Source organism: Gelidibacter sp. (genome assembly GCF_053579655.1).
In genome coordinates, this window is sequence record NZ_JBMDWE010000037.1 from 22,556 (window position 1) to 36,891 (window position 14,336).

A 14,336-nucleotide genomic window follows, 5' to 3' on the forward strand; every position below is an offset into this window, starting at 1 on the left:
ATAATTAAATAATCTTTCCTTCGTTATAGGCTTAAGATTCAAGTATCTTTGATCGGCTAAAAATAAAACTGGACTGAATGACTAATAAAAAACTCTCACTTTTAGTAAGTTTCCTATTGCTTATAGGGCACACTTACGCACAACAATCGGCAACTTATACCAACGAGCTGGTCGATTATCAAAAAGCATTGACTTTATATAATAACAAACAATATCAGGCAGCGCAAAGTATGTTTGACAAAGTAAAGGACGCCACCGACGATCAACAGCTGGAGGCCGATTGTACTTACTACTACGCCAACTGTGCGGTGCGACTGAATCAAATAAATGCAGACGCACTTATTGAAGATTTTGTTGAGAAATATCCAACGAGTACCAAGCGCAATAGTGCTTTTTTGGATGTAGCCGATTATTATTTTGATAACGGAAAATATTCCTATGCCAGAAAATGGTATGATAAAGTTGATGAAGGCAGCATGGACAGGGCCGAGCGCGATAAGTTCTCCTTCAATTACGGCTACAGTTTGTACTCTACTAAGGACCAAGTGGAAGCGCAAAAATACTTCAACCGCGTGCTAAACTCCAAGGAATATGGCTCGCAAGCCAAATATTATATTGGATTTATGGCTTATGAAGGCGACGATTATGATCGTGCCAATGAATATTTTGAGCAGGTAAGCGATAATGAAAAGTATCAGGAAAAACTGTCTTATTATCAAGCAGATTTGAACTTTAAACTTGGCAAATTTGAAAAAGCCATTGAGCTTGCTCAGGCGCAAATGAAAAAGAGCAATGCCAGTGAAAAATCTGAATTGTCTAAAATCATTGGAGAAAGTTATTTTAATCTCCAAAAGTATAAAGAAGCCATTCCGTATTTAACGGCCTATAACGGAGTTAAAGGGAAATGGAGCAATACCGATTATTACCAATTGGGCTACGCGTATTACAAACAAAATGATTTTGAAAAAGCGATTTCAGAATTCAATAAAATTGTTGGAGGCAACAATAGTGTCGCACAAAACGCCTATTACCATTTAGGAGAAAGCTATGTGAATTTGAACAAGAAACAGGAAGCATTGAATGCTTTTAGAAATGCTTCTCAAATGGATTATGATCTCAGAATTCAGGAAGATGCTTGGTTGAATTATGCAAAGCTCAGTTATGAAATCGGGAATCCATACCAATCTGTGCCGCAGGTTTTGACCAGTTATTTAGATAAATATCAGCAGAATTCTAACAAATCAGAAATTGAAACCTTATTGATTGACTCCTATATCACTTCAAAAAACTACAGGGAAGCTTTAAGGTTGTTGGAAGGTAAAAACAGTTTCGAAAATAAAGTAGCGCTTCAAAAAGTAGCTTTTTACAGAGGCATTGAAGTTTATAATGAAGGGAATTATAAGGAAGCAAGATCCTTATTTGAAAAAGCTATCAAGGAACCACGTGATCCAAAGTTTACCGCACGAGCAACTTTTTGGAAAGCTGAAACAGATTATGAAATCGGAAACTATGATGAGGCATTGATCGGTTTCAGACAATTTAAACAGCAAAGTGAAGCTGCAAAAACGCCTGAAATGACCAACATTGATTATAATTTGGGCTATACTTATTTCAAGCAGAAGAATTATACAAAATCGACCGAGCACTTTAAAGCTTTTGTCAATCAACAAACGCAAGACAAATTACGTTTGAATGATGCTTACTTGAGATTAGGAGATGGTTATTTCGTGTCTTCAGATTATAAAGATGCGATAGGTGCCTACGATAAAGCCATTGCTTTAAAACAAATTGAACCCGATTATGCCGATTTCCAAAAGGCGATGAGCTACGGTTATATTGGACAGGGGAATACCAAAATCCAAGAGTTGAACAATTTTATCAATAAATACACAAAATCGTCTTTACGTGATGATGCGATGTATGAATTGGCAAATTCGTATGTAAAAGCCAATCAAAACGATAAAGCTATCGCCATGTACGACCGATTGAATACGGAATACAAGAATTCAGTGTTCCATTCAAAATCAATTTTGAGACAAGGCTTAATTTATTATAACGCAAGTCAGAACGAGAAAGCATTGAGCAAGTTTAAAGATGTTGCCAAAAACTTTCCGAACAGTGAAGAGGCAGTACAAGCAGTGGCTACAGCACGTTTGATTTATATTGATACAGGACGCGTGGCAGAATATGCGGCTTGGGTAAAAACCTTAGATTATTTTGAGGTTTCTGATGCTGATTTGGATAATGCTACTTATTTGGCAGCAGAAAAGCAGTATATGGAAAATAAAACCGACAATGCTATCAAACAGTTCAATGGGTATTTAGGTCAGTTTCCCAATGGACTTCATGCTTTAAAATCACATTTTTATTTGGCAGAATTGTATTCTAAAAAATCATTGCCAGAAAATGCACAGCCCCATTATGAGTTTGTGGTTTCTAAGCCTAAAAGCGAATATACGGAGCAAGCCATCGTGAAACTCTCCGAAACTTTTTTGAACGCTTCCCAATGGAATAAAGCCATTCCGTTATTAAAGCAATTAGAAACAGAAGCCGATTATCCGCAGAACATCATTTACGCCCAATCCAATTTAATGAATGCTTATTATCAGCAGGAAAAATATAGTGATGCTGAACGTTATGCTGAAAAAGTATTGTCGAGTTCAAAACTTGACAATAAAGTGAAGAGTGACGCCCAGATAATTATTGCACGTTCCGCTATAAAAACCGGCAATGAGTCGAAAGCCAAAACTGCGTATGCCACGGTTGAAAAAATAGCTACTGGTGCTTTGGCCGCTGAAGCCCTGTATTACAGCGCTTACTTTAAAAATAAGGAAGGCAGTTATGAGGCTTCTAACACTACCGCTCAAAAATTAGCTAAGGATTATGGAAGTTATAAATATTTCAGTGCTAAAGGTCTGGTGTTAATGGCTAAAAACTTCTATGCTTTAAAAGATGCTTTTCAGGCTACTTATATTTTGGAAAGCGTGATTTCAAACTTTCCGGAATTTAAAGATGTCGTTCAGGAAGCACAAGCACAACTAAGCGCCATCAAAGCGCAAGAAGCAAAAACAAATTCATCAATCAGAGCTGATCAAAATTAATTAGAATGCCATTTTATCTCCCTTTGGGAGAGATGTCCGCAGGACAGAGTGGGATTGGAATTTAACAAACAAAACAATGCTAAAAAAAATCAAATATATCTTTATCATCGCAGTCCTGACAGGAACAGCAACCTTTGCCCAAGAACGCACCAAAGACACTTTAGACACTGAAGTCGTTAACGTCGTCAAGGCTTACACGCCAACGGTTGCAGATGCCTTCAAAATAAAGGAACAGCCAACTTTAGATGATGAAACAACAACCACAAAAAAGGCGATTAAATACAATATTTTTTCCATTCCTGTAGCCTCGACTTTTACTCCAGCAAAGGGTAAGGCGGCCACAGTCAACAAGGCGAAAGCCGTTAAGTTATATGATAATTATGCCTCTTTGGGTGTTGGCTCTTACACCACTATTTTAGGCGAAGTATTCTTGAATCAGGAGTTAGGTAGAGGAGAAAATGTAGGAGGCTATTTAACACACCATTCTTCAAGCGGTGGTATTAAAGGTCTATTATTGGATGATGATTTTATTGATACCAAACTCAACGTTAATTATAGTCAGCGACTGCGTGATTTATCTTGGTCGGTTGATGCTGGTGCTTTATATCAGAAATTCAATTGGTATGGATTGCCACAGCCTTATTTCGACGCGACTACTGCCGATACGCTCAACGGAAGTCATACGTTTTATGGTGGGAATGTCGGAGCAAAAGTAAAGTTTGAAGATTATCTTTTTAAAGATGCAAGTGCACGATTTAGAAGGTTTGGAGACAATCAAGGTTCAGGAGAAAATCGATTTGTTGTAAAAGCTTCTGCGGATGTGCCCATTCAGGATGAACTGATTTCAACTGAAGTGACCATCGATTATATTAATGGGTCTTTCGATAGAAATTTTTATACAGATGATAAGTTGACCTATGGCAATGTTAGCTTTGGTATTGCGCCAAGCTATCAATTGACACAAGATGATTTAACCCTGAATTTAGGTGTGAATTTAGTGTACAAGAACAACACGGCAGGTGGTAACAGTAACTTTTATATCTACCCAAATATCACGGCTACTTATAGAGTAATCGACGAATTGATGATCGCTTTTGGTGGACTGGAAGGCGGCTTAAAGCAAAATTCTTATTATGATTTTGCACAGGTGAATCCGTTTGTGTCTCCAACCCTTATCATTAATCCTACGGATAAAAAGTACGAGGCTTCTTTTGGTTTAATGGGTAAGTTGTCTAACAGTATTAGTTATAGTGTGAGTGGACATTATATGAATGAGAGTGATAAAGCCTTATTTAGAGGAAACTCTATTCTTGCAGGAGCCACTGAGAATTATCAATATGGAAACTCCTTCGGAATTGTTTATGATGATGTCAAGACAATTTCTTTTAAAGGCGAATTGAACGTAGACGTGAACAGAAATTTCAAATTGGGTGCTAAAGCTGAATATTTCTCATACAATAGTGAGAGACAATCAGAGGCATGGAATCTTCCAGATCTTAAAGCCTCATTATTTTTGGATTATCAAATTGATGAAAACTGGTTTACCGGCGCAGGTTTATTTTATGTAGGCGAACGTAAGGATCAATTTATTCAAGAAAGCACCAATGAATTTGTGACACCAATACTGCAAACTATGACTTTGGATAGCTATTTTGATGCTAATGCACATGTTGGCTATCGTTTTAATGACCAGCTTTCATTTTACGTAAAAGTCAACAATATCGCCAATCAAGATTATCAGCGTTGGTTAAATACCCCAGTTCAAGGCATTCAATTCTTGGCGGGTGCGACCTATCAATTCGATTTCTAAAATCCCTGCGAAGGCAGGGATCTCGGAATTTAACTATATTTTTATCTTCCATTAACAAAAGCATCCAAATCCCGGATGCTTTTTTTGTTTTTAAAAATGAGTATTTGAAAAAACACTTCAAATCATATTTCATCACAAACAATCAGCGAGCGTTCCATTCTTAGATCAAATTATAAATATTAAATAACTCACATTTCAGATGGTTTATAATAATCTTTCTTAATATCGGATAGAGCTATATTTGTAACTATCCGATAAAAGAAGTATCTTAGTAATGTGAAAAATTTAGATTTAACATATCGTGAGGAAATGATGCCCTTTTTTGAGCGTCTTGAAATGAAGCTTGAGCAATTAAAAAAGCACAGGCCTTTACCTTCCATGGCTCTAAATAAAATCAGGGAAGCTCTGACTGTGGAGTGGACCTATAACTCCAATAGTATCGAAGGAAACACCTTAAGTTTAAGAGAAACTCAAATGGTCTTGCAAGATGGCATTACTATAAAAGGGAAATCTTTAAGAGAGCATTTTGAAGTAAAAAACCACGAGCGCGCCATCAATCTTCTATATAAATTAGTAGATAGTTGTGATACTCTTTCTATTCATGAGATTCTTTCTTTGCATGGATTGGTATTGAATTCTATAGAAGAAGAGTTTGCAGGAAGGCTTCGCAATGGAGGTGTTCGTATTTCGGGAGCAAATTTTGTGCCCCCAAATGCCATGAAAGTTTCTGGTTTGATGGATGAGCTTTTGGCATTCGTAGATGAGAATCCTTTAAATCTGAATGTTATTGAGCTCACCACAATATTCCATCATCGTTTTGTTTGGATTCATCCATTTTTTGATGGTAATGGTAGGACAGTACGGCTGGCCATGAACATGTTATTGATGAAACAAGGATTTCCGCCAGCCATCATTTTGACTAATGACCGTTTAAAATATTATAATGCACTCAATGATGCCAACAAAGGGCGTTACGGAAAGATGATGCTTCTGATGGCGCAAGCCATTGAACGCACACTTAATATATACCTTAATGCTTTGCCAGGAAGCACTTTGGAGTATACAGAAATATCTAATTTGGTTGAGGAAGAAAATCTGCCGTATGGTCAAGAATATATAAGTCTTTTGGCGCGTACTGGTAAAATCGATGCCTATAAAGAAGGTAGAAACTGGCTTACCACAAAGGAAGCTATTGAAAATTACGTCAAAAACAGAAAACGTAAACGGTAGTTTTGATAACTAATTTCAATAGAACGCTGATGACGCAGATGGAGCAGATGTTCATTCATTAGTCCGAATCAGATCATATTTCATCATAAATAATCAGTGTAATCTGAGTTCCATTATTTTACTCACATTATAATAGAAAACTGATTACGCTAATGTTCACTGATTAAAAATTCGAAGCATATAATATTTCATCATAAATAATCAGTGTCATCTGCGTTCTATTCAAAACATAATTATTATAATTCTTAATGGATTAGAAGACGATTAACTCTGAAATATCAAAAACCATCTAATTCTCAGATGCTTTTCTTATTTTTACTGCACAATCATTTCTAACAGAAACCATACACTAAATGAAAAAACTATTCGTCTTCTTTCTTATAACCACTATTTTCTCCTGTAAAAACGAAAAAATAAAGGTCGATTCTATTGTTATCAATGCCAATGTTTATACGGTTAATTCCAATTTCGATAAAGCAGAAGCCTTCGCCATTAAGGACGGAAAATTTCTGGAGGTAGGCACTTCTAAAAAAATTCAAGATAAGTACACTTCAAAAAATGTAATTGATGCCAAGGGACAAACCGTTGTGCCAGGTTTTATCGATGCTCATTGCCATTTTCTAGGATTGGGATTGAACCAACAATCCGTAGATTTGGTCGGCACTAAAAGCTTTGAAGAAATCATCCAACGCATCAGCGACTTTCAAAATGAAAAGAATGTTGATTTTATAAAAGGTCGCGGTTGGGACCAAAATCATTGGGCAGTAAAAGAGTTTCCTAATAAAGCTATGTTGGACGAGTTATATCCTGACACGCCGATTGCCTTAACCAGAATTGATGGACACGCGCTATTGGCAAATCAGGCGGCACTCGATTTAGGTAAGGTCACAATTAATAGCAAGGTTGATGGAGGAGAAGTGATTGTTGAAAACGGACAGCTTACCGGTGTTTTAGTAGATAATGCCCAGGATTTGGTCATGGCACATTGGCCAAAAGGATCCCGAAAAGAAATGATAAATGCACTTTTGGATGCTCAAAAAATTTGCTTTGGCTACGGTTTGACCACTGTGGATGATGCAGGTTTATCACGAGAATCTATTGAGCTTATTGATAGTTTGCAGCAATCGGGAGATTTGAAGATTCGTGTTTACGCCATGATCTCTGGATCAAAGGATAATGTTGATTATTACTTAACTAAAGGTATTAGTAAAACAGACCGCTTAAATGTTAGTAGTTTTAAATTCTTTGCTGATGGGGCTTTGGGATCAAGAGGAGCAATGTTAAGAGCACCTTATAGTGATAAACCAGGTCATTACGGATTGATGGTTACCGATTTGGAAACTTTTAATGATGCTGCACAACGTATCGCTAACTCAGATTTTCAGATGAATACCCATGCCATTGGAGATTCAGCAAACCATGCTGTTTTACAGACTTATGATAAAGTATTGAAAGATAAATCAGATAAACGCTGGCGAGTAGAGCATGCGCAAATCGTATCACCTGGAGATTTTAAATATTACAAAAATATAATTCCATCTATTCAACCAACGCACGCAACTTCTGATATGAATTGGGCCGAGGACCGTTTGGGATCGGAACGTGTTAAAGGTGCTTATGCTTTCAAGCAATTATTGGACGCCTATGGAAAGGTGGCTTTGGGAACTGATTTTCCTGTGGAGGAAGTGAGTCCGTTTTTGACATTTTATGCAGCGGTGGCACGTCAGGATTTGGACGGATTGCCAAAGGATGGGTATCAAATGGAAAACGCTTTAACACGGGAAGAAACATTGAGAGGCATGACCATTTGGGCTGCTTACTCCAATTTTGAAGAAGACGAAAAAGGAAGCATTGAAAAAGGGAAATTCGCGGATTTTATTATTCTGGATAAAGATATTATGACCGCTGGGCTTAGTGATATTCCTAATATTAAAGTGGAGAAGACTTTTGTGGGAGGGGAGAAACAGTAACTATTGTCTATAGTTTTATTTCACAGAGATTCATGGAGTTAACTGAGTTTCACAGAGAGTTTTGATATGCTCTGTGAGACTCTGTGATTCTCTGTGTAACACCTAAAATATCCGCGCCAAATAATCGTAATGCTCGCCTTCCATTACCAATTCACACTGCAGTCCTGCCTTTTTGCATGCCTTCGCAAAGGTGTCAAAATCTAAATAAAGCCAGGTTGTAAGCGCTGCGCTTTCGCCTTTATAACTCAACATATAATCGAGTTCACCATAATAATTGGCATTCAAATCCATCCAATAGCCACCATCTTCATCTTCATACATATATTTGATATCAGTAGAATCTGCCAAAATCTGACCACCAGGATTTAATAGGGATTTAAGATGTTTTAAGTAGTGCGGTGCTTTTGAAAGTTCCTCAAAAATTCCGGTACCATTCATCATTAATAAAATGGTATCAAACTTTTCGGTTTCATCCAAAACAGGAAGCACGGCTGCGTTTTTTACTCCGAGTTTTTGAGCGACTTCAATCGCTCCTTCAGAAACATCAATGGCTTTCACGTCAAAACCTTTGCTCTGCAAATACAGCGTATGAATTCCTGCGCCGCAACCAACATCCAGCACTCTTCCTGTGGCAAGTTGCAATGCTTTTTGTTCTAATTTAGACATGTCTTCATAACCTCTAAATAAGTAGTCGAGTGGCATCTCATCATCTTCAGAAATATTGGTTGAAGTGATAATGTTCTCAGTATGATTTCCGTTATAATAATCTATTAATGCTTTTCCGAAAATATCGTTCATTGAAGTCAGTTTTATAATTTCCGTCGAGAAGGAAATCTTAAGTTTTAAATGTATTATTTTTATGCCCTGCAAGACTTTTCAGAAGCATTGCGAAGTCGCAAAGATAAGCATAAGGAAAACAATACCTTCTTTGCCCAGTAAAAAAGAAAATGCAAGAAAAACTTTTCTTAAATTAATAAGATACTATGTTGCCGGTCACCTTCGATATTATAAAATTTATGACTTGCAGCTTAAAAATATAACCTCATTATCATGAAAAAACTCCTTCTATTTTTAACGTTATCCATAACAGCCTCTAATTTTTGTATGTCACAAGAGTGGTTAACCTCTTTTGAAGCAGCAAAGCGTATCGCATTAGTTCAGAATAAATTTCTATTTATGATTTGGGAAGATGCTGCCGCGATACCATACCCTGTCATAATGAGTGATGAGAATGGTAATGAGGTGTTAATTTCAAATTTGTTTGATTACGATCAAATCAATGGCATTATTTGGGATTATTTTGTGCCAGTAAAGGTCAATGAAAGTCTTTATGCCGATTTATATGATCAGATAAAAGGTTCTAGAAGTCGTAGTTATGTAGCTCAATTTGAGGATGACAATATTAAGATTATGGATGCTAATGGCAATATCGTTAACATTTCGATGTCGCCAGAAGCATATTTTAATTTATCAAAATTTGTCAGTAAATACGCTTTGAATACGTCTTTCTTAAATGCGGAATTAAAAAATTATTTGTTGCAGAAGGATTTTGGTACCGCTTATCGTTTAGCCTCTAAATATATGGATTATGCCATTTTGGTTGATAAAACGGTGAGACCTGATATTATAAACCTAGCAGAAATCTATCTAGATGAAGCAGATAAGTTTCTTTTAGATGATAGCGCGACCAATAAGACTACTTTTGAGCAAAAGAGTAGCATGTTAAGATTATCAAAATATCTCTTACTAAACAGACCGAATAAAGTTCTACGTCAGCTAAAAAAGTTTAAACCTTCTGAAATTGATGACGCTAATCAATCGTTACTTTCTTATCTCTACCATACCTCGTACCAGCTTAAAAAGGATGAGGGAAATGCGGAGCTATGGAAAGCTAAAGTTTCCGAAGTAGATTTAAGAAAGTCCCAATTAATCACCAATATTCATCTCTAATATTTCGTCAATTAATGACTATTTATAGAGTAGATATTTTGCTCTAACCTGTTTAAAATCTTCAAGTCCTTTTGCCCAAGTGGCTTTGATTTCCTTTTCAGAAAGTCCTTTTTCTATTTGTTCTTGAAGTTTTGCTGTGCCAGCTAATTTGACGAAAAACCCATTGAAAAACTTTGATTTATTGGCAGAATGGGTGTAAGCTTCAATAAGATATTCTAAATGAAGTCCTGGAGTTACATCAATTTGCGATAAATCCCTTCCATAGCAAAGTTTGCCTTGCTGTGGCGGTGTTTTGGCACCTTCATTTGGTTCAGGCGTGAAACTGAATTTAAAATATTTTTTATCTAATTCAGGACTTCCGAAAATCTGGAATTGTTTATTGGTACCACGACCAACGCTCACATCGGTACCTTCAAAGAAACATAAACTTGGATATAAAACAACCGATTGGTCATTCGGTAAATTAGGAGACGGCTTAATTGGTAAGCTATAGTGCATTTGATGGTTGTAATTTTCCATCGAAATAACGGTCAACTGACATTGCACGCCATTTTTCAACCACTTTTCACCATTGATCATTTTTGCGTATTCGCCGATTGTCATTCCGTGAGCAATTGGAATGGGATGCATTCCTACAAAACTGGTATAGGCTTTTTCTAAAATAGGGCCGTCCACATATTGTCCATTAGGGTTTGGTCGGTCTAAAATCAGTAATGGGATTTTGGCCTCGGCACAAGCTTCCATCACGTAATGCAAGGTAGAAATATAGGTGTAAAACCTAACGCCTACATCCTGAATGTCGAAAACTAAAATGTCCAAACCTTTAAGTTGCTCTGGTTTTGGTTTTTTATTATCGCCATAAAGAGAAATAATAGGAAGTCCTGTTTTGGAATCCAAACCATCTTTTATTTTTTCGCCGGCATCTGCAGTCCCTCTAAAACCGTGTTCTGGAGAAAAAACTTTCTTTATATCGATGTTTAAACTCACTAAGGAATCCACAAGATGCGTGTAACCTTTGTCATTAAAAATCACACTCGATTGATTTCCGACAACACCAACGCGTTTGCTTTTTAGTAATTTGAGGTAGTTTTCGGTTTGATTGGCACCAACTTTTATGGTCTGTGGTTTCGAGGCATCAGTATGAATCCCCAACTCTTCATGGTTTGTGCTTCCAGCTTCCAACTTTGTACTTGCACTTCCTTTTCCACAAGAAAACAGTACTAAAACAATTCCGCTTATCATCGGAAATAACGTATTTTTGAACATCTTTAACAGCATCTTAAAATTTTGAATTACGAGTTTTTTATAGCTAAACGAATTATAGGCAGTAAAGCGTATAAAAGTAGTGTATCGGCACCAATAATAAAAATTGGAATTGCAGCGATTGCTATTGGTATTGTGGTCATGCTCATTGCTATTGCAACGGGCATCGGGCTTCAGGAGAAAATAAGGGATAAAGTCGTGGCTTTTAATGGCCATGTGACCATTACCAATTTTGACAGCAATGCGTCGGATGAATCTGAAATTCCAATTAGCAAGCATCAAGAGTTTTATCCTGAGTTCAAAAACGTTGAGGGTGTCAAACACGTCCAAGCGGTTGCTACCAAATTTGGTGTAATTCGTACCGAAACTGACTTTGAAGGCGTTGTGCTCAAAGGCGTTGGGTCAGATTATGATTGGCATTATTTCAAGGGTTTTTTAACAGAAGGGCGATTGCCGGATTATTCTGGAGAGATGAACAATGAAGTTCTGATTTCTGAATATTTAGCTAATAGATTGCAATTCAAGGTCGGTGATAGTTTTCAAACTGTTTTTAAAAAGGAAAACATTGATCAGATGCCTTGGTTAAGGGCTTTTGAGATTGTGGGGATCTATAATTCCGGATTTAAGGAATTGGATGAGAAATTTGTGATGGGTGATATTCGCCATGTGCAACGCCTTAACAAATGGAGTGAAGATCAGGTTGGAAATTTTGAAGTATTTCTTGACGATTTTAAGCAAATTCAAACCAAAGGCATAGAAATTTACGAGAATATCCCTTCAGATCTTGATGCCACAACGGTGGAGCAGAAGTATGTTTCCATTTTTGAGTGGATCGGAATTTTTGACAATAACACCTATGGTATTATCGGCATCATGATTCTTGTGGCAGGGATTAATATGATTACCGCCTTATTGGTTCTTATTTTGGAACGCACCCAAATGATCGGAATTTTAAAAGCTTTGGGAAGCAATAACTGGAGTATTAGAAAAGTGTTTTTATACAATGCCACCTATCTCATCGGCTTGGGGTTGTTCTGGGGAAATTTAATCGGTTTGGGATTGTTGTTAGCACAGAAGTATTTTGGTTTGGTGCCCCTAAATCCAGAAGTATATTATGTTAACGAAGCACCAGTATATCTTAGTTTAGATTATGTTTTAATGTTGAATTTAGGAACGTTTATTGTCTGTTTGCTGATGCTCTTGATTCCTTCGATTATTATTACCAAAATTTCTCCCGTTAAGGCGATGCGGTTTGATTAGTGCGGTTTTTAGTGGTTAGATTGTAGTTGGTTGAAACATAATTGACTTATTTCTGTACATTAATTAACAGGTTATTTTTCTTCCGCAGATTGTGCTGAAAACAAAACAACTTTGTGTAACTCCGTGTTCCTCTGTGAAACTCTGTGTAAGAACTCAAGGTACTACCCCCGAATTTAAAAAAATCAAAAAATCCGCTTACCTTTGTATTCTTAAAATGAAACAAATGCAATACGCAAAAAACATACTTGAAACTATTGGTAACACACCGTTGGTTAAAATCAACAAATTAACTGCAGATTTACCATGCTTGGTCTTGGCCAAATACGAAACCTTTAATCCTGGCAATTCGGTGAAAGATCGAATGGCTGTCAAAATGATTGAAGATGCTGAAGCTGATGGCAGACTAAAACCAGGAGGTACCATTATTGAAGGAACTTCAGGGAATACTGGAATGGGATTAGCTTTGGTGGCTATTGTCAAAGGTTACAAATGTATTTTTGTAATGAGCGATAAACAATCCAAAGAAAAAATGGATATCCTTCGTGCCTTTGGTGCTGAGGTGATCGTTTGTCCGACAGATGTTGCGCCGACAGATCCAAGGAGTTATTATTCGGTTGCCAAACGTATAAGTGAGGAAACGCCTAATTCATGGTATGTGAATCAATATGACAATTTGAGCAACACAAAAGCACATTATGAAAGTACAGGCCCTGAAATCTGGAAACAAACGGATGGTAAAGTCACGCATTTTGTGGTTGGGGTTGGTACAGGTGGAACGATTTCGGGTATTGGAAAATATCTGAAAGAACAAAATCCTAATATTAAGGTTTGGGGGATTGATACCTATGGTAGTGTGTTCAAGAAATATCACGAAACAGGGATTTTTGACGAGAACGAGATTTATCCATATGTTACAGAAGGTATTGGTGAAGACATTCTTCCTAAAAACGTCGATTTTGATATCATTGATGGTTTTGAAAAAGTGACCGATAAAGATGCGGCTGTTTATACACAGTTATTGGCGAAGGAGGAAGGCATGTTCTTAGGAAATTCTGCCGGTGCGGCCATTAAAGGTTTATTGCAACTGAAAGACCACTTTACAAAGGATGACGTTGTTGTGGTTTTATTTCACGATCATGGCAGCCGTTATGTGGGCAAAATGTTCAATGATGAGTGGATGCGAAAAATGGGGTATATTGATTAAATGATTGATTACAGAGGATAGACAGCTTCACTATTAGGGGTTAGACTTTAAAAGTTTTGAAGTTAAAAACCTTTCCGCCTTGAAGATATTATTTGTTTTAAAAGACTCCTTCTCTTGTAAAAAGAGAAGGAGTTTTTTGTTGGATAAAAGTTTTGAAATTTAGTAATACTCTAACTTGTCCGCCTTTTTAAGGAGGAGTGGCTTCTGCTTCAGTAGAGAAGCAGAAGACGAGGTGGTTTTTATTATTGCTGTTATTTTCTTGTTTAGAGCTAGATAGCCATTGCGTCTTCAATTCCTTTTCTGGAATTGAATCCACCTTCCCTTGAAAATAAGGGAAGGAATTATGTGATTGGGCAGAGTTTGATGTTTTAGTGACAAACTGAACTTTTCACTTCTCGCTACGAGTAAAAAAACTCCTTCCTCGTAAAAAAGAGAAGGAGTTTTTTGTTAGGTACGGCTTTGAATTTTAGCACCTCGCTAACTTCTCCTCCTGTTTAAGGAGGAGTGGCTTCTGCTTCAGTAGAGAAGCAGAAGACGAGGTGGTTTTT

General features: G+C 37.0%; 9 protein-coding genes. 7 read left to right on the top strand and 2 right to left on the bottom strand.

Features of this window, described 5'->3' with window-relative positions:
• Positions 1 to 77 precede the first annotated feature (77 nt).
• From ACOH2D_RS15475 to ACOH2D_RS15490, 4 genes are all read left to right on the top strand, one after another.
• Positions 78 to 3,101 carry a tetratricopeptide repeat protein gene (locus ACOH2D_RS15475; protein WP_348034819.1) on the top strand — a complete coding sequence of 1,008 codons (3,024 nt, stop codon included), beginning with the start codon at positions 78 to 80 and terminating at the stop codon, positions 3,099 to 3,101.
• Positions 3,102 to 3,177: 76 nt separating this feature from the next.
• On the top strand, positions 3,178 to 4,911 hold the full coding sequence (locus ACOH2D_RS15480) for a TonB-dependent receptor domain-containing protein (RefSeq protein ID WP_449535788.1): 1,734 nt from the start codon (positions 3,178 to 3,180) through the stop codon (positions 4,909 to 4,911).
• A gap of 276 nt (positions 4,912 to 5,187) precedes the next feature.
• On the top strand, positions 5,188 to 6,141 hold the full coding sequence (locus ACOH2D_RS15485; protein WP_449535789.1) for a Fic family protein: 954 nt from the start codon (positions 5,188 to 5,190) through the stop codon (positions 6,139 to 6,141).
• A 353-nt stretch (positions 6,142 to 6,494) separates the two neighbouring features.
• Positions 6,495 to 8,111, top strand: coding sequence for an amidohydrolase (locus ACOH2D_RS15490; RefSeq protein ID WP_449535790.1), 1,617 nt, complete (start codon positions 6,495 to 6,497; stop codon positions 8,109 to 8,111).
• A 102-nt stretch (positions 8,112 to 8,213) separates the two neighbouring features.
• Here ACOH2D_RS15490 and ACOH2D_RS15495 read toward each other — a convergent pair whose 3' ends face one another.
• Positions 8,214 to 8,909 carry a class I SAM-dependent methyltransferase gene (locus tag ACOH2D_RS15495; protein ID WP_348034815.1) on the bottom strand — a complete coding sequence of 232 codons (696 nt, stop codon included), beginning with the start codon at positions 8,907 to 8,909 and terminating at the stop codon, positions 8,214 to 8,216.
• Positions 8,910 to 9,161: 252 nt separating this feature from the next.
• On the opposite strand from ACOH2D_RS15495, the gene ACOH2D_RS15500 reads away from it, so the two are divergent.
• On the top strand, positions 9,162 to 10,061 hold the full coding sequence (locus ACOH2D_RS15500) for a hypothetical protein (protein ID WP_449535791.1): 900 nt from the start codon (positions 9,162 to 9,164) through the stop codon (positions 10,059 to 10,061).
• A gap of 18 nt (positions 10,062 to 10,079) precedes the next feature.
• Here ACOH2D_RS15500 and ACOH2D_RS15505 read toward each other — a convergent pair whose 3' ends face one another.
• Complete coding sequence (locus ACOH2D_RS15505; RefSeq protein WP_449535792.1) at positions 10,080 to 11,339, bottom strand: exo-beta-N-acetylmuramidase NamZ family protein; 1,260 nt, start codon at positions 11,337 to 11,339, stop codon at positions 10,080 to 10,082.
• Between the two features lie 9 nt (positions 11,340 to 11,348).
• On the opposite strand from ACOH2D_RS15505, the gene ACOH2D_RS15510 reads away from it, so the two are divergent.
• Together ACOH2D_RS15510 and ACOH2D_RS15515 are read left to right on the top strand one after the other, a co-directional pair.
• Positions 11,349 to 12,584 carry an ABC transporter permease gene (locus ACOH2D_RS15510; RefSeq protein ID WP_449535793.1) on the top strand — a complete coding sequence of 412 codons (1,236 nt, stop codon included), beginning with the start codon at positions 11,349 to 11,351 and terminating at the stop codon, positions 12,582 to 12,584.
• A 223-nt stretch (positions 12,585 to 12,807) separates the two neighbouring features.
• Positions 12,808 to 13,788, top strand: a complete 981-nt coding sequence (locus tag ACOH2D_RS15515) for a PLP-dependent cysteine synthase family protein (protein ID WP_449535794.1) — start codon at positions 12,808 to 12,810, stop codon at positions 13,786 to 13,788.
• The last annotated feature ends 548 nt before the right edge of the window (positions 13,789 to 14,336 follow it).